Genomic DNA, 15,346 nt, shown 5'->3' with positions numbered 1-15,346 from the left:
TCCATCAAGGAAGCCATCATGACGACGATTCTCCAGATCAACTCCGCAGCCCGCTCGCAAGGCGCTCAATCGACGCTGCTCGCCGACGAACTCACCGCGAAGCTGCAACAAAGCAATCCCGGCGCGAACGTGGTCGTCCGCAATCTGCTCGCCGACCAGCTCACGCACCTCGACGACGCCACGCTTGGCGCGTTTTTCACGCCCGCCGAACAACGCACACCGGAACAAGTCGCCATCAACGCGAAGAGCGAAGCGCTGATCGACGAACTGCAAGCGGCCGACATCGTGGTGATCGCGGCGCCGTTGTATAACTTCGGCGTGTCGTCGCAACTGAAGGCTTATTTCGACTGGATCGCGCGGGCCGGAATCACGTTCCGCTACACCGCGACCGGCCCCGAAGGCCTGGTGAAGGGCAAGAAGGTGTTCGTGGTGTCGGCGCGTGGCGGCAAGTACGCAGGCACGCCGAACGACTCGCAAACGCCGTATCTCAAGACGTTCTTGGGCTTCCTCGGCATGACTGACGTGAACTTCATCTACGCCGAAGGCCTGGCGATGGGGCCGGAGGCCGCGAGCGCAGCGCTCGCTTCGGCACGCGATTCGATCGCGGCGCTGTAAGGCTTAAGCTCGACGCCGAAGTAAAAGAGCCCGCCCGGTCTTCGGACCGCGGCGGGCTCTTTGCATTGCGTTGCATTGATGCGGATGCTCAGGCGAGCAACTGTGCCTCGGCGGGCAAGCGCCAGTCGATCGGCTCGCGCCCATGCCGCTTCAAATATTCGTTCGCGGCGACGAAATGCCCGCACCCCAGGAACCCGCGATGCGCCGACAACGGCGACGGATGCGGCGCTTCCAGCACGCAATGCGCCTTTCCCGTGCCGTCGATCAGCGCGCGTTTTGCCTGAGCGTGCGCGCCCCACAACATGAACACGACGCCATCGTGGCGCTCGGCAATTTCGTGGATCAGCGTGTCCGTGCACTGTTCCCAGCCCCGCTTGGCATGGCTTCCCGCTTTATCGCGCTCGACGGTCAGCGACGTGTTGAGCAAGAGCACGCCTTGTTTCGCCCACGAATCGAGGCAGCCGTGAGCAGGCGCGACGATATCCAGACTCGCGGCGATTTCCTTGAAGATGTTGCGCAACGAAGGCGGCGGGCGCACGGGCGCGGGCACGGAGAACGCAAGCCCATGCGCTTGCGGCGCGCCTTTGTCTTCACCGTGATACGGGTCCTGACCGAGAATCACCACTTTGACCTCGCCAGGACTGGTGAGGCGCAATGCGCGGAAAACATCGGCGGGATAAACGGTCTTGCCGGCGGCGCGCTCGGCATCCACGAAAGCGCACAACGACGCATAGCGCGGACTGTCGATAAATGCTGTCAGATGCCGCCGCCATTCAGCGGGCAGCGCTTCGAACTGGCTTTCGAGCGTGATGAAGCCGCTAGCGTGCGTGCGAGGCTCGTCAAAAAGAGAAGGCTGCTGGCTCATGCTTCGGCGTCGTCTACCGCGCTTTCCGGACGCTCGCGCAGCCGATAACCTCGCTCCGCCTTGCTCAAATCTTCCGGGTCGAGTTCGGGAAACGCGCCGCGCAATTCGGCGGCGAGCGTGGAGAGCGCTTTGGCGTCGCCGGACTTGATTTCGAGTTCCAGCTCGCTGATTTCCGCGTGATGGTTTTCGCCATCCACGTCCGCCGTGATCTTGCCGGCGTCGAGCGCGACTTCGATCTGCGAACCTTCACGCTCGATGTCCCACACGATGCGCCGGAAGTCCGTGCGAAACAGGGCGATCAGATTCGGCGCGGCGTCCTGCAACGCCTTGCGGGCCGCTTCGTCTTCGCAGGAAACGAGGAGCGCATCGATTTCAAGCGATTCGCCCGCCACCGGCATCTCCCATTCGTGACGACGGCTCAAGCCGGCCTTCGATTCGCCCAGCACCTTGTACGTCTGCAGCCACTGGTCGGGCGTGCGGCGCAGGCGCAATGCGGACTTCGCCTTGGCGAGCGCGCAATCCGGCGTGTCGAAATAGACGTTCGCCAGTTCCATCGGCTTGCCCGCACCGGTTCGCTCGTCGAAAAAGCGCGCCACGTCGTCGTGCTGCGAAGGCGGCAGCGCGAGCTTGATTTCCTGTTCGATGCCCAAAATTCGGTCCCGTCTTTAGAGTCAGAAGAACATTCGCGCGAGTTCCGTGCCCGGATCGTCGGCGCGCATGAACGCTTCGCCGACGAGGAACGTGTGTACGTGCATCGCTCGCAGCCGATCCACGTCGTGGCGCGAGAGAATGCCCGATTCGGTCACCACAATACGGTCGTCCGGCACCGCTTCGAGCATGCCGATGGTCGTATCGATAGTTGTCTGGAACGTGCGCAGATTGCGATTGTTGATGCCGATGAGCGGCGTTCTCAGTGTGAGCGCGTCTCGTAGTTCGTCGGCGTCGTGCACTTCGACCAGCACCGCGAGTCCGAGCGAATGTGCATAGGCTTCGAGATCTTGCATCTGCGAAAGTTCGAGCGCGGCGGCTATCAGCAGAATGCAGTCGGCGCCCATCGCGCGCGCTTCCATGATCTGATAAGGGTCGACGATAAAGTCTTTGCGCAGCACCGGCAGGCTGCACGCGGCGCGCGCTTCTTCGAGATACGCGACGCTGCCTTTGAAGAACTGCACGTCGGTGAGCACGGAAAGGCACGCGGCGCCGCCTTGCTCGTAGGAGCGTGCAATTTCGCCCGGCACGAAGTGCTCGCGCAGCACGCCTTTGGAAGGGCTCGCCTTCTTCACTTCCGCAATGACCGCGGCCCGGCCTTCAGCATGCTTCGCACGCAGCGCGCCGACGAAATCGCGCAAGTCGCGCGCGCTCGCTTCGAGCCTGAGTTCTTCGAGCGGCGCGCTTTGTTCGGCGGCGCGGATTTCCTCGCGCTTCACCGCGATGATGCGATCCAGAATGTCGCTCATGGTGATGTCCGTTATTTGGTGAATTGCTGCGTGAAGCGCACGAGAGCTTCGACCTTTTCGCGCGCCGCGCCGCTGGCGATGGCTTCGCGCGCGGCGGCCATGCCCTCGGCGATCGAATCGACGATGTCGGCCGCGTAGAGCGCCGCGCCCGCGTTCAGCGTGACGATCTCGCGCGCTACACCCGCCTTGTTGTTCAGCGCGCCGAGCAGCATGGTTTTCGATTCCTGCGCGTCCTGCACTTTCAGCGAGCGGTTCGAGACCATTTGAAGACCGAAGTCTTCGGGATGAATCTCGTACTCGTTCACTTCGCCGTTCTTCAATTCGCCGACCTTGGTCGCGGCGCCGAGCGACACTTCGTCCATCCCGTCCTTGCCGTACACGACAAGCACGTGGTTTGCGCCGAGCCGCTGCATCACACGAACCTGGATGCCGACGAGGTCTTCATGGAACACGCCCTGCAGCTGATTCGGCGCGCCCGCCGGATTGGTCAGCGGCCCGAGAATATTGAAGATGGTCCGCACGCCGAGCTCGCGGCGCACGGGCGCGATGTTCTTCATTGCCGGATGATGGTTCGGCGCGAACATGAAGCCCATGCCGGTTTCGGCAATCGAGGCGGCGACTTGTTCCGGCGTCAGATCGATATTCACGCCAAGCGCTTCGAGCACGTCCGCGCTGCCCGACTTGCTCGACACGCCGCGATTGCCGTGCTTCGCGACCTTCGCGCCGGCGGCGGCGGAAACGAACATCGATGCCGTGGAAATGTTGAAAGTGTGCGAGCCGTCGCCGCCCGTGCCGACGATGTCGACGAAATGGGAGTTGTCCGCCACCTCGACGTGATTGGCGAACTCGCGCATGACAGTCGCGGCGGCCGCGATCTCGCCGATGGTTTCCTTCTTCACGCGCAAGCCGGTGATGATCGCAGCGGCCATCACCGGCGACATCTCGCCACGCATGATGGTGCGCATGAGATGCAGCATTTCGTCGTGAAAGATTTCGCGATGCTCGATCGTGCGTTGCAGCGCTTCTTGTGCGGTGATCGTCATGGCAGTCACGCTCGCTTTCCCGATGCCGTGTTTTTCACGAAGTTTTCGAGCAGCGCGTGACCATGCTCGGAAAGAATGGATTCCGGATGGAACTGCACACCTTCCACTTCGAGTTCCCGGTGGCGCACGCCCATGATTTCACCATCAGGCGTCCATGCGGACACTTCGAGACAGTCGGGCAAAGACTCGCGTTCAATCGCCAGCGAGTGATAGCGCGTGACGTTGAAGTGTTTTGGCAGGTCGGAGAACACGCCTTTACAGTCGGTTTCGATCGCGCTCACCTTGCCGTGCATGATGGTCTGCGCGCGCACCACGCGTCCGCCGAACGCTTCGCCAATGGCCTGATGGCCGAGGCACACGCCGAGAATGGGCAGCTTGCCGGAGAACTCGCGCAGTACGTCGAGCGTGATGCCCGCGTGCTGCGGATTGCTCGGTCCCGGCGACAGGCAGATGCGTGCGGGATTGAGCTTGGCGATTTCATCGAGCGAGATTTCGTCGTTGCGAAACGTCTGCACGTCCTCGCCGAGTTCGCCGAAGTACTGGACCAGGTTATAGGTGAACGAGTCGTAGTTGTCGATCATCAGCAGCATGGTCTTTTCTCCTCAGAAGTCGCTGTCGAGGCCATCTTGCACTTGCTCGGCGGCACGCAACACGGCGCGCGCCTTGTTCTCCGTCTCTTGCCATTCGGACTCGGGCACCGAGTCGGCAACGACACCCGCCGCTGCCTGCACATAGAGATTGCCCTTGTGAATGAGGCCGGTGCGAATGGCAATCGCCAGATCCATTTCGCCGCTGAACGACAAATAACCGACCGCGCCGCCATACAAGCCGCGCTTCACGGGTTCGAGTTCGTCGATCAATTCCATCGCGCGCACTTTCGGCGCGCCGGAAAGCGTGCCGGCGGGAAAGGTCGCGCGCAATACGTCGAAGTTGCTCATGCCGGGCTTCAACGTGCCTTCGACCGAACTCACGATGTGCTGAACGTGCGAATACTTTTCGATGATCATCTTGTCCGTCACCGAAACCGAGCCGGTCTGCGCAATACGGCCCACGTCGTTGCGCGCGAGGTCGATCAGCATCACGTGCTCGGCGACTTCCTTCGGATCGTTCAGCAGTTCGGTGGCGAGTTCGGCGTCGCGCTCGGGCGTGTTGCCGCGCGGTCGCGTGCCGGCAAGCGGACGTATGGTCACGATGCGCTCGCCCGCGCGCTGTTCCTGACGCACGAGAATTTCCGGCGATGCGCCGACCACGTGAACGTCGCCGCCAAAGTTGTAGTAGTACATGTACGGCGACGGATTGAGCGAACGCAGCGCGCGATACAGCGAGAGCGGGTTGTCGCGGAACGGCTTGACGAGCCGCTGGCCGACTTGCACCTGCATTAGTTCGCCCGCCGCGATGTATTCCTTCGCGCGTCGCACGGCGTTCAGATAATCCTCTTTAGCGAATTCGCGGAACGTTTCGGTGCGCACACTCGCCGACGTCACGGGCGGCTGGACGGTAGCACGCAGACGCGCCCGCAGTTCGCGCAGCCGATGCTTCGCCTTGGCATACGCCTCGGCCTTGGTGGGATCGGCATAGACGATCAGGTAGAGCTTGCCCGCGAGGTTGTCGATGACCGCGACTTCCTCGGTCAGCAGAAGCTGAATGTCCGGCAGGCCGAGATCGTCGTGCGGCGCCGTATGCGCGAGCTTTTTCTCGATATAGCGCACCGCGTCGTAACCGAAGTAGCCTGCCAGGCCGCCGCAGAAGCGCGGCAAACCAGGACGCATGGCAACCTTGAAACGCTTCTGGAAGCGTTCGATGAACGCGAGCGGATCGCCTTCATCGGTCTCGGTGACGTTGCCGTCGGTCACGACTTGCGACACGCCGTTCTGTACGCGCACCACCGTGCGCGCCGGCAGGCCGATGAACGAATAGCGCCCGAAGCGCTCGCCGCCCACGACGGATTCCAGCAGGAACGAGTTGGCGCCATTGCGCTCGGACTGCGCGAGCTTGAGATAAAGCGACAGGGGCGTTTCGAGATCGGCGAGCGCTTCTGCGATGAGCGGAATGCGGTTATAGCCTTCGTTCGCCAGCGATTGGAATTCGAGTTCGGTCATGTTGCGATCCTTTGCGTGCCGCGCATTCTTTTGATTGAGCGCGGCATCGGGACAAGCGGGGCACTGCGATCGGCCGGTTTTCCGTGCTGTCGAACGGTGCGCGACGACACGCGTTTTCGCGGGCGTTTCTCGCAAGGAGAGACGTCTTGAAGAACGACGCGGTTATCGTGCGTTGCGCCGGAATGGTTCCGAAGCAAGCGGTGCGACAAGTCAGAGGAAACGGCGCGGGAATGCGCAGCGAAACAAAAAACGGATGCTGAAGCGTGCTCGAACATGATGGCTTCAGCGTACCTCGGGCGAGGTTAGCGCGACCAGCGACGCCAGGGCCAGGCTCCCCGGTCGATGCTGCTCAGACTCCGTTTTCTGTTGAGAAACATGAGATGGACTATTCAGTCAGTGTGGTATTGGGCGGCGCCAGCGTAGTGGAAATGGCCATTGCGGCGGCGCGCAGCGTGGAAACTATACCATCGGATTTCACCGATTGCACATCTTTCCCGTGGTTGTAGCCGTAGGGGACGGTGAGCGTCGCCATGCCCGCGGCGCGGCCCGCGAGAGCGTCGTTTTCGGAGTCGCCGACCGCCACGGTTTCGCGCGGCAGCACGTCGAGCCGCTCGCACGCGGTGAGCATGGGAAGCGGATCGGGCTTCTTCTGCGCGACCGAATCGCCGCCGAGAATGACCTTGAAATACTCGGCAATGCCGAAGTGCGCCAGCAACTCCACGGCGAACCGATGCGGCTTGTTGGTCACGCACGCGAGCGCGATGCCGAGTTCGCGCATGGCTTCCAGGCCTTCCTTCACTTCGGGAAAGAGCGCCGAGTACTGGCCGTTGATCTTCGCGTATTCGCTTTGATAGATAGCGAGGGCGTCGTCGAATTGCGCGGCGGCTTCGGTGCGCGGCAGGCGCACGGCGAGCACGCTGCGGATCAGATTCTCCGAGCCCTTGCCGACGTAACCCACGACTTCATCGCGCGTGACCGGCTGCTGTTCCAGACCGATGCGCACGAGCATGCCGTTGATCGCGGCGACGAAGTCGTCGGCTGTATCGACCATGGTGCCGTCGAGATCGATGATGGCCGCGCGAATCGGTCGCGCGGGTCGTATCGAAAAGGTGGTGAGTTCGCTCACTGCGCGTTCCCCACTTTGGCGAGTTCGGCGCGCATGGCGTCGATTACTTGCTTGTAGTCGTGCTTGCCGAAGATGGCCGAGCCCGCGACGAAGCTGTCCGCGCCCGCCGCCGCGATCTCGCCGATGTTCTCCACCTTCACGCCGCCATCCACTTCGAGATGAATATCGCGGCCCGTTCGCTCGCGGTAAGCGTCGATACGCGTGCGCGCTTCGCGAATCTTGTTCAACGCTTCAGGAATGAACGACTGTCCGCCAAAGCCGGGGTTCACCGACATGATGAGCACGAGATCGACCTTGTCCATCACGTGATCCAGATAAATGAGCGGCGTGGCCGGATTGAACACGAGGCCCGCCTTGCAGCCGTGATCGCGAATGAGCGACAAGGTCCGGTCGATATGATCCGAACCTTCCGGATGGAAACTGATCTGATTAGCTCCGGCTTTTGCAAAGTCCGGCACGATGCGGTCGACCGGGCGCACCATCAAATGCACGTCGATGGGCACGTCCACATGCGGGCGAAGCGCCTCGCACACCACCGGGCCGATCGTCAGGTTCGGCACATAATGGTTGTCCATCACGTCGAAGTGAACCCAGTCGGCGCCGGCCGCGACGACGTTACGGACTTCTTCGCCAAGGCGCGAGAAGTCGGCGGACAGGATGCTAGGAGCGATATGGAATTGCTTCATGGACGTGTGGAGTGAGTTGGCCCGCGTTCGGCGAAAGCATTGCCGGATTAAGGCTCGATGTCTGGAACACCGATTCTAACCCGTGTTTTTTCAGCACGTTACCCGGCTGAACGGCCTAATACGTGCTACTCGGAATGAAATGGCGCGAGTTTTGGATTTGACTCGAGCACGCAATTCGTATTGCGAGTGTGAATTGCATAAAGCAGAATGCTTGACCAGTGGAAGCAAAGCGATGAAACAATGAGGCACCTGCGCGCTAAATGGCGGCGCAGCGACGAATAGAATTGGAACAACGATGAGCCAGTACGAATTCAGCGTCGCGGTCGAGACGCGCTACCTGCCGGACCAGTCAGATCCCGACAACCGTCAATACGCGTTCGCCTACACGTTGACGATCCGTAACACGGGTCAGGTCACCGCTCAACTGATCTCCCGTCACTGGATCATCACCGATAGCGACGATCACGTGCAGGAAGTAAAAGGGCTCGGCGTGGTCGGGCATCAGCCGCTTTTGCCGCCGGGCGAGCGCTTCGAATATACGAGCTGGGCCGTCATCGCGACGCCCGTGGGCACGATGCGCGGCTCGTATTTCTGCGTGGCGGAAGATGGCGAGCGCTTCGAAGCGCCGGTCGCGGAGTTCGCGCTGCACATGCCGCGCACCCTGCATTGAACGCGGAGTTTTAGTGGTAATCAGCGGCGCTTCGCAGCGTCGTTTTGGCGGTTCTGGTGTTTCTTCTTGCCCGAATTCGTCCACACGACGATAAAAATCAGCAAGCCGAGCGCAACCAGCGCCTCGAGCCCGAAAACCAGCATTGGATATTCGTCGAACAGATCAGACATGGCGGTTCCCATCAAGAACGAGCATTGTATGCGTTTCACGCGGTCAGCCGCGCGCGTGGCGGCGCTGGCCGCATCGATTGCAACCGTGGTCCTCGTCGCCTCGTGCGGAGGCGGCTCTTATACGAAGCCAGGCGCGAATGCACCGACTGGCGCGCCGATCATCACGGGACAGCGCGCGGCTTCGCGTCTTTCGCCGGTGAGCTGGCAGCAAGTGCCGGGCTGGCAGGACGATTCACTTATCGGCGCGACGGCCGCGCTGCGTCAGAATTGCAGCCGTCTCGCGCGTCAGGCGCCGTGGCAGCGAGCATGCGCGGCGGCACAGCAGCTCGACGATCTGGACATGTCGGCGGCGCGCAGCTTCTTCGAGAGCTACTTCACGCCTTATCAGCTCGCGAATACCGACGGCACGCTCGACGGTCTCGTAACCGGCTACTACGAGCCGTTGTTGCGCGGCGCGCGTACGCGGCATGGCATCTATCAGAACGCGCTTTATCGATGGCCGTATCGCTATAAGCAAGGCTCCGCGTTGCCTGCGCGCGCGCAGCTCGAACGTTCGGGCGCGTTGACCGGCAACGAACTCGTCTGGGTCGACGACCCGATCGAAGCGTTTTTCCTGCAGGTTCAGGGTTCGGGACGCGTCGTCATGGAAGACGGAAGCGTGATGCGCGTTGGCTTCGGCGGCACGAACAACCAGCCGTATCGGTCGATCGGCAAGGAGTTGCTCGATCGCGGCGAAATCACGCCGGTGCAGGCGACCATGCAGGGCATCAAGGCGTGGGCGAAGGCGAACCCCGCGCGCGTCGATGCGCTCCTCGACGTGAATCCGCGCTTCGTGTTTTTCCGTGAGATGCCGTCGGCCGACGTGGTGTCCGCGAGTCTCGGCGACGGCCCGGTTGGCGCCTTGGGGGTGCCGCTGACGCCCGAACGTTCGATCGCCGTCGATCCGTCCGCGATCCCCCTCGGCACGCCCGTGTTCCTCCAGACCACGCGTCCGCTCAGCAATCAGCCGATGAACCGCCTCGTCTTCGCTCAAGACACCGGCAGCGCAATCAAGGGCGGCGTGCGCGCCGACTACTTCTGGGGCCTGGGCGACGACGCCGGCGATCTTGCCGGCCGCATGAAGCAGGGCGGCCGGATGTGGCTCTTGCTGCCGAATTCCTAGCGGGCGCGTTTGTCGACGACGCGTCGCGCCTTGCCCACCGAACGCTCGATGCCGTTCACCGCGAGCACATTCACGATAGCGCTGACGCCTATCAGCGCCTTGATGTCGTAGGTAAGCGCATCCCTGGCGCCGTCGAGCGCGACGGTATCGGGCGCGGATTCGGGGCAAGGCTCGACGTTCAGCGTCAGGACGTCGAGCGGACCTTCCTTCGTCAGTACGATCTGGTAGTGCGGCGCGAGCACGGGGCGCTTGAGCAGCAACTCTTCTATCTGCGTGGGGAACACGTTGACGCCGCGCACGATCATCATGTCATCCGAGCGGCCGGTGATCTTTTCCATGCGGCGCATCGTGCGCGCGGTGCCCGGCAAAAGCCGTGTGAGATCGCGCGTGCGATAGCGGATGATCGGCAGCGCTTCCTTCGTCAACGAGGTGAAGACGAGTTCGCCGAATTCGCCATCCGGTAACACTTCGCCCGTTTCCGGGTCGATTATCTCGGGATAAAAATGGTCTTCCCAGATCGTCGGGCCGTCCTTGGTTTCCGCGCACTCCGAAGCCACGCCTGGCCCCATCACTTCCGAAAGCCCGTAGATGTCGACCGCGTCGATACCCATGCGCGCCTCGATCGCGCGACGCATGTCGTTCGTCCACGGTTCCGCCCCGAAGATGCCGAGACGCAGCGAGCAACTCGCCGGATCGACGCCTTGCCGCTCGAGTTCATCCGCGATCGAGAGCATGTAGCTCGGCGTCACCATGATGATGTCCGGACGAAAGTCCTGGATCAGTTGCACTTGCTTTTCGGTCTGACCGCCGCCGAAGGGAATTACCGTGAGTCCCGCGCGTTCGGCGCCGTAGTGCGCGCCGAGGCCGCCCGTGAAGAGACCGTAACCGTAGCTCACGTGGACCTTATCGCCGCGTCGCGCGCCGGCTGCGCGGATCGAGCGCGCCACGAGATTCGCCCAGATGTCGATATCGGACGCCGTGTAACCCACAACAGTCGGCTTCCCGGTCGTGCCGGACGAAGCGTGGATTCGCGAGATTCGCTCTTGCGGCACGGCGAACATGCCGAACGGATAACTGTCACGTAAATCTTTTTTCGTCGTGAACGGGAAGCGGGCGAGATCGGCGAGCGACTGCACGTCCTCCGGGTGCACGCCGGCTGCATCGAACTTGCGCCGATACACCGGCGAGTTCTCATAGGCGTGCTTGAGCGTCCATTTCAGACGGTCGAGTTGCAGCGCCAGAAGTTCGTCGCGGCTCGCCTTTTCTATGGGCTCGAGCGGCAGCGTTGTGGTCATCGTTGTCTCCTTCATGCTCGCCATGCAGCGGGGCCATGTCTGGCGCGTCCGCCTGCCCGGGTCGGTCCAGTCAGATTGGTATGACGGTGCCGCGGATCTGCGCGGACTTGCCGCGAAACATCGCGACTGTTTCGCCTTCGCGGTTGGTCAGGCGAATATCGTAGATGCCGGCGCGGCCGCTCAAAGTCTGCTCGATCGCTTCGGCGGTCAGTCGATCGCCGCCTTGAACCGGACGCAGAAATTCGATCGAACAGCCCGCCGCGACCGTGCTGAGGTTGTACGAATTGCATGCAAAGGCGAAGGCGGAATCGGCAAGCGTGAACATCAAGCCGCCGTGACAGATCGCGTGACCGTTCAGGAAGTCGGGGCGCACGTTCATCTGCAGCCGCGCGTAGCCAGGCCTGATTTCGACGAGTTCAATGCCGAGCGAGCGCGTGCAGGCGTCTGCTTCATACATTGCCTTGGCGGTCGCTTCCGCCAGTTGTTGAGGCGTCACGGGTTTCTCCTTGCGGCTCTCACAGACCTTCGAAGCGCGGTGCGCGCTTTTCCTTGAACGCGGCGACGCCTTCCATGAAATCGTGGGACGCGCCCAACTCGCGTTGAACATCGCGTTCGAGGTCGAGTTGCTGATCGAACGTGTTGTTGGCGCTCGCGCGAAGCGCCTGCTTGATCGCCGCTATCGCCTTCGTGGGCTGCTGCGCGAGTTGTGCGGCCAGTTGCGTCGCGGCGTCGGTCAAGTCGGCGTCTTCCACCACGCGCCAAACGATGCCCCACGCTTGCGCTTTTTCCGCGCCGAGCTTCTCACCCGTCAGCGCGAGCCCGAGCGCGCGCGCTTCGCCGACACGTCGTGGCAGAAGCCACGTTCCACCTGAGTCGGGCACGAGACCGATCTTCACGAACGCCTGGATAAAGCTGGCCGAGCGCGCGGCAATGACCAGATCGCACGCCATCGCCAGATTCGCGCCGGCGCCGGCGGCCGTGCCGTTGACAGCGGCGATGATCGGCAATGGCATTGCCTGAAGACGTCGCACGAGCGGGTTGAAGTGTGCCTCGATCAGCTCGCCGAGATCGGGCGTGGCGCCTTGCGTGAAGTCGAGATCGGCCAGATCCTGACCCGCGCAAAAGCCGCGTCCCGCGCCGGTGATGATGACCGCGCGCGCGTTGCTCGCTTCGACTTCGTTCAACGCGTCGTTCAGCTCGATATGCATCTCGCGGGTAAAGCTGTTCAGCTTGTCGGGACGATTGAGCGTCACCGTTGCGACGCGCGTCGTTGCATCGATATGAAACAGGACGGACTTTCCGGACATGGCGTCTCCTTAATCACCAATCGTTCGAATCGATACTAGCCGTGCGCCCAAGCCCTTGCCATTCGGCCGAATGGCATAGGCCCTTTGCACCGTCGCTTTTGCCTATGCCGTTTGGCTAGCTTCCGCAGTCGCGGCCTTTGGCGCAACATGGACTCTGCTTTGCACGACACGAAAGCGATTGGCGACGTAAGCCGCGTCGGACAGCGCAGCGTTGGCCGCGGGATTCGCGCCGGTGCCATGGAAGTCCGAGTACGCCGCGGTCTGATTGACGAAAACGCCGCCCGTCAGATTGATGGACAGGGCGACGCCGCCGCGAATGGCTGCGTCATAGGCCGCTTCGATCACTGCGTCGTCCGTGCTGTACACGGCGAAGGTCAGCGCGCCGTGTTCTTGCGCGATCGAGCCGGCAAGTTCCAGCGACTGCGCGGTCGAGTCCGTCGCGACGACGAAGGAGATCGGGCCGAACCATTCCTTGGTGAAGCTGGCTTCATCGGCGCGCGCGTCGAGTTTGAGCATGAGGGGCGTATGCACTCGCGCTTCGGGAAATGCCGGGTGCGCGAGCGTCTGGCTATCAAGGAGAACCGCGCCGAGTTCGCGTGCTTGGGCTACACGATTGACGACGCCATCGTTTTGAATCGCGCCGGTCAGCTCGACCGCGCGCGCCGGGTCAGAGGTCAGTTTTTCGACGGAAACGGCGAGCGCCTTGGCGACATCGTCGAAGCTCACGTGTCCGTCGGCCGTGCGGATACCCTCACGCGGCACGTAGATGTTTTGAGGCGCCGTGCACATCTGGCCGGAATAGAGCGCGAGCGAAAACGCAATGTTCCGTGCCGCTGCCTTCAGATCGTCCACGGAATCGATGACGATCTGATTCACGCCCGCTTTTTCCGTATAGACCTGCGCCTGATGCGCGTTGCGTTCGAGCCAGGTGCCGTTCTGCGTGCTGCCCGTGAAGTCGATCAGCTTGATTTCGGGCCGCACGGCGAGTTCTTGTACGAGCGGGCCGTCATTCGGAGCGGTGGCGAGCAGCGTGACGACATTCGGATCGAAGCCCGCATCCCGCAGTACTTCGCGCGCGATGCGAACAGTGATTGCAAGCGGCAAGATCGCACCCGGATGCGGTTTGACGATGACCGCGTTGCCGGTCGCGAGATCGGCGAACAGGCCGGGGTAACCGTTCCACGTCGGGAACGTGCAGCAGCCAAGCACGAGGCCCGTGCCGCGCGGAACGATGGTGAAGCGCTTTTGCATCGCGAGCGGCGGATTCTTGCCTTGTGGCTTTTCCCAATGCGCTTCGGAAGGGATTCGGCGCATCTGGTCCCACGCATAGACCACGGCTTCGAGCCCGCGATCCTGCGCGTGCGGGCCGCCCGCCTGAAAGGCCATCATGGATGCCTGACCGGTCGTATGCATCACGCTTTGCGCAATTTCGAAGCTCGCGCGGTTCAGTCGCGAAAGAATCTCGAGACTCACGCCGACCCACGCTTTCGGTCCAGCGGCGCGCCACGCAGATTGCGCTTCGGAAGCGGCCCGAATGAGCGCGTCGGGATCAGACTTGGGATACTTGATGCCAAGCCCAATGCCGAACGGCGATCGTTCGTCACCGACCGTCTCTCCCGTCGAGGGCTGGTCGAGTTCGAACGTCTTGCCGAGATGCGCCTTGAACGCGGCTTCGCCATCCGCGGCTGCCGTTTCCCCGTACACTTTGGGGCTCGGCATTTCGGCGAACGGGCTCCAATAGCCGCGTGTCTCGATGGCGGCAAGCGCTTGGTCGAGCGTCGCCTCATGTTTCGTAAAGAGCGGATGTGTCATGGTCGCGAGCAGTAAGAACGGCGGATGGCGGCGGGTCGAATAATTAACCGACCGGTTGGTTGGTAATGTTAGCATTATCGAGATAGCGCGAAGCAAGTGATTTCATTAGGGCTTACCTGAGGATCGAAAGGAGGAGTGCATGGCTTACGAGAATCTGTTGGTGGAGACGCGCGGGCGGGTTGGACTGATCACGCTCAATCGGCCGAAGGCGCTCAACGCGCTGAACGACGCGCTGATGGATGAGTTGGGCGCGGCGTTGAAGGCATTCGACGCCGACGAGGATATCGGCGCGATCGTCGTGACCGGCAGCGAGAAGGCGTTCGCAGCGGGCGCGGACATCGGAATGATGGCCGGCTATTCCTATATGGACGCCTACAAGGGCGACTACATCACGCGCAACTGGGAAACCATCCGCTCGATTCGCAAGCCGATCATCGCGGCGGTCGGCGGCTTCGCGCTGGGCGGCGGCTGCGAACTCGCCATGATGTGCGACATCATCATCGCCGCGGATACCGCGAAGTTCGGCCAGCCCGAAATCAAGCTCGGCGTCATCCCGGGTGCGGGCGGCACGCAGCGGCTGACGCGCGCGGTATCGAAGGCAAAAGCGATGGACATGTGCCTGACCGCGCGCATGATGGACGCGAGCGAGGCGGAGCGGGCAGGTTTGGTGTCGCGCGTCGTCGGTGCGGAGCGTCTGATCGATGAGGCCGTCGAGGCCGCGACGATCATCGCTTCTTTCTCGCTGCCAGCGGTCATGATGGCGAAAGAGGCGGTCAATCGCGCCTACGAAACAACATTGGCGGAAGGCGTTCATTTCGAACGTCGCCTGTTCCATTCGCTCTTCGCGACGGAAGATCAAAAGGAAGGCATGGCCGCGTTCGTCGAGAAGCGCAAGCCCGTCTTCAAACACCGTTGAGTTTCTTCGACGCAAAGGGCTTGCGATTCTCGCCGGCGCCCACTAAAATTCCGTTCCTTCGCGATTCGATGAACGCGAAGGAAGCGGGAGGTGGTTTCAGTAGGCGAGGCGGGCAAAGGTGGT

At 62.2% G+C, this 15,346-nt stretch carries 17 protein-coding genes; 4 read left to right on the top strand and 13 right to left on the bottom strand.

Annotated elements, in window-relative coordinates:
* The first annotated feature begins 18 nt into the window (after positions 1-18).
* On the top strand, positions 19-615 hold the full coding sequence (locus NCR98_RS11900; RefSeq protein ID WP_250465758.1) for an FMN-dependent NADH-azoreductase: 597 nt from the start codon (positions 19-21) through the stop codon (positions 613-615).
* Positions 616-703: 88 nt separating this feature from the next.
* On the opposite strand, the gene NCR98_RS11895 is transcribed toward NCR98_RS11900, so the two are convergent.
* The 8 genes from NCR98_RS11895 to rpe form a co-directional block, all read right to left on the bottom strand.
* Positions 704-1,480 (bottom strand): uracil-DNA glycosylase, encoded by a 777-nt coding sequence (locus tag NCR98_RS11895; protein WP_250526291.1) that lies wholly within the window; start codon positions 1,478-1,480, stop codon positions 704-706.
* Positions 1,477-2,130, bottom strand: coding sequence for a CYTH domain-containing protein (locus NCR98_RS11890; protein ID WP_244826328.1), 654 nt, complete (start codon positions 2,128-2,130; stop codon positions 1,477-1,479). The genes NCR98_RS11895 and NCR98_RS11890 overlap by 4 nt, the downstream gene beginning before the upstream one ends.
* 21 nt (positions 2,131-2,151) lie before the next feature.
* Positions 2,152-2,937 carry an indole-3-glycerol phosphate synthase TrpC gene (gene trpC / locus NCR98_RS11885; RefSeq protein ID WP_250526290.1) on the bottom strand — a complete coding sequence of 262 codons (786 nt, stop codon included), beginning with the start codon at positions 2,935-2,937 and terminating at the stop codon, positions 2,152-2,154.
* Between the two features lie 11 nt (positions 2,938-2,948).
* Positions 2,949-3,980, bottom strand: coding sequence for an anthranilate phosphoribosyltransferase (gene trpD, locus NCR98_RS11880; protein WP_244826326.1), 1,032 nt, complete (start codon positions 3,978-3,980; stop codon positions 2,949-2,951).
* A 5-nt stretch (positions 3,981-3,985) separates the two neighbouring features.
* Positions 3,986-4,570 (bottom strand): aminodeoxychorismate/anthranilate synthase component II, encoded by a 585-nt coding sequence (locus tag NCR98_RS11875; protein WP_244826325.1) that lies wholly within the window; start codon positions 4,568-4,570, stop codon positions 3,986-3,988.
* 12 nt (positions 4,571-4,582) lie between these two features.
* Positions 4,583-6,079: an anthranilate synthase component I gene (gene trpE / locus NCR98_RS11870; protein WP_250465751.1), complete on the bottom strand. Its 1,497-nt coding sequence runs from the start codon at positions 6,077-6,079 to the stop codon at positions 4,583-4,585.
* Positions 6,080-6,464: 385 nt separating this feature from the next.
* The gene (locus NCR98_RS11865; RefSeq protein WP_250526289.1) at positions 6,465-7,205 is read right to left on the bottom strand and encodes a phosphoglycolate phosphatase; all 741 of its coding nucleotides are present in this window, start codon (positions 7,203-7,205) and stop codon (positions 6,465-6,467) included.
* Positions 7,202-7,891, bottom strand: a complete 690-nt coding sequence (gene rpe, locus NCR98_RS11860; RefSeq protein WP_244826322.1) for a ribulose-phosphate 3-epimerase — start codon at positions 7,889-7,891, stop codon at positions 7,202-7,204. The genes NCR98_RS11865 and rpe overlap by 4 nt, the downstream gene beginning before the upstream one ends.
* Before the next feature lie 295 nt (positions 7,892-8,186).
* Here rpe and apaG point away from each other — a divergent pair, with 295 nt between their 5' ends.
* Positions 8,187-8,561: a Co2+/Mg2+ efflux facilitator ApaG/CorD gene (apaG, locus tag NCR98_RS11855; protein ID WP_244826321.1), complete on the top strand. Its 375-nt coding sequence runs from the start codon at positions 8,187-8,189 to the stop codon at positions 8,559-8,561.
* Positions 8,562-8,581: 20 nt separating this feature from the next.
* On the opposite strand, the gene NCR98_RS33670 is transcribed toward apaG, so the two are convergent.
* Positions 8,582-8,731, bottom strand: a complete 150-nt coding sequence (locus NCR98_RS33670) for a hypothetical protein (RefSeq protein ID WP_284503192.1) — start codon at positions 8,729-8,731, stop codon at positions 8,582-8,584.
* Between NCR98_RS33670 and mltA the strand changes: the two genes are divergently transcribed.
* Complete coding sequence (gene mltA / locus NCR98_RS11850; RefSeq protein ID WP_284503831.1) at positions 8,730-9,893, top strand: murein transglycosylase A; 1,164 nt, start codon at positions 8,730-8,732, stop codon at positions 9,891-9,893. The two genes, NCR98_RS33670 and mltA, sit on opposite strands and share 2 nt — an antisense overlap.
* Here mltA and paaK read toward each other — a convergent pair.
* The 4 genes from paaK to paaN all read right to left on the bottom strand — a co-directional run bounded on the left by paaK (position 9,890) and on the right by paaN (position 14,307).
* Positions 9,890-11,188: a phenylacetate--CoA ligase PaaK gene (paaK, locus tag NCR98_RS11845; RefSeq protein ID WP_250509524.1), complete on the bottom strand. Its 1,299-nt coding sequence runs from the start codon at positions 11,186-11,188 to the stop codon at positions 9,890-9,892. The two genes, mltA and paaK, sit on opposite strands and share 4 nt — an antisense overlap.
* 70 nt (positions 11,189-11,258) lie before the next feature.
* Positions 11,259-11,645, bottom strand: coding sequence for a hydroxyphenylacetyl-CoA thioesterase PaaI (paaI, locus tag NCR98_RS11840; protein ID WP_250526303.1), 387 nt, complete (start codon positions 11,643-11,645; stop codon positions 11,259-11,261).
* A gap of 58 nt (positions 11,646-11,703) precedes the next feature.
* Positions 11,704-12,495, bottom strand: coding sequence for a 2-(1,2-epoxy-1,2-dihydrophenyl)acetyl-CoA isomerase PaaG (paaG, locus tag NCR98_RS11835; RefSeq protein ID WP_244826319.1), 792 nt, complete (start codon positions 12,493-12,495; stop codon positions 11,704-11,706).
* A gap of 102 nt (positions 12,496-12,597) precedes the next feature.
* Positions 12,598-14,307, bottom strand: coding sequence for a phenylacetic acid degradation protein PaaN (paaN, locus tag NCR98_RS11830; RefSeq protein WP_250526288.1), 1,710 nt, complete (start codon positions 14,305-14,307; stop codon positions 12,598-12,600).
* A gap of 139 nt (positions 14,308-14,446) precedes the next feature.
* Between paaN and NCR98_RS11825 the strand changes: the two genes are divergently transcribed.
* Complete coding sequence (locus NCR98_RS11825) at positions 14,447-15,223, top strand: enoyl-CoA hydratase (protein ID WP_250526287.1); 777 nt, start codon at positions 14,447-14,449, stop codon at positions 15,221-15,223.
* Positions 15,224-15,346: the final 123 nt, after the last annotated feature.

This window comes from Caballeronia sp. GAWG2-1, from assembly GCF_023631405.1.
In the GTDB taxonomy this organism is placed as follows: Bacteria; Pseudomonadota; Gammaproteobacteria; order Burkholderiales; family Burkholderiaceae; genus Caballeronia.
The sequence above is the reverse complement of the archived record's forward strand: the minus strand, read 5'-3'. Positions and strand labels throughout refer to the sequence as shown.

Bases quoted from the DNA above. Each gene is read 5' to 3' on its own strand.
- trpE (WP_250465751.1), bottom strand. From the start codon at position 6,079: ATGACCGAACTCGAATTCCAATCGCTGGCGAACGAAGGCTATAACCGC.
- paaI (WP_250526303.1), bottom strand. From the start codon at position 11,645: ATGTATGAAGCAGACGCCTGCACGCGCTCGCTCGGCATTGAACTCGTC.
- NCR98_RS33670 (WP_284503192.1), bottom strand. From the start codon at position 8,731: ATGTCTGATCTGTTCGACGAATATCCAATGCTGGTTTTCGGGCTCGAG.
- apaG (WP_244826321.1), top strand. From the start codon at position 8,187: ATGAGCCAGTACGAATTCAGCGTCGCGGTCGAGACGCGCTACCTGCCG.
- NCR98_RS11895 (WP_250526291.1), bottom strand. From the start codon at position 1,480: ATGAGCCAGCAGCCTTCTCTTTTTGACGAGCCTCGCACGCACGCTAGC.
- NCR98_RS11875 (WP_244826325.1), bottom strand. From the start codon at position 4,570: ATGCTGCTGATGATCGACAACTACGACTCGTTCACCTATAACCTGGTC.
- trpD (WP_244826326.1), bottom strand. From the start codon at position 3,980: ATGACGATCACCGCACAAGAAGCGCTGCAACGCACGATCGAGCATCGC.
- paaK (WP_250509524.1), bottom strand. From the start codon at position 11,188: ATGACCACAACGCTGCCGCTCGAGCCCATAGAAAAGGCGAGCCGCGAC.
- NCR98_RS11900 (WP_250465758.1), top strand. From the start codon at position 19: ATGACGACGATTCTCCAGATCAACTCCGCAGCCCGCTCGCAAGGCGCT.
- paaN (WP_250526288.1), bottom strand. From the start codon at position 14,307: ATGACACATCCGCTCTTTACGAAACATGAGGCGACGCTCGACCAAGCG.
- mltA (WP_284503831.1), top strand. From the start codon at position 8,730: ATGGCGGTTCCCATCAAGAACGAGCATTGTATGCGTTTCACGCGGTCA.
- trpC (WP_250526290.1), bottom strand. From the start codon at position 2,937: ATGAGCGACATTCTGGATCGCATCATCGCGGTGAAGCGCGAGGAAATC.
- NCR98_RS11825 (WP_250526287.1), top strand. From the start codon at position 14,447: ATGGCTTACGAGAATCTGTTGGTGGAGACGCGCGGGCGGGTTGGACTG.
- paaG (WP_244826319.1), bottom strand. From the start codon at position 12,495: ATGTCCGGAAAGTCCGTCCTGTTTCATATCGATGCAACGACGCGCGTC.
- rpe (WP_244826322.1), bottom strand. From the start codon at position 7,891: ATGAAGCAATTCCATATCGCTCCTAGCATCCTGTCCGCCGACTTCTCG.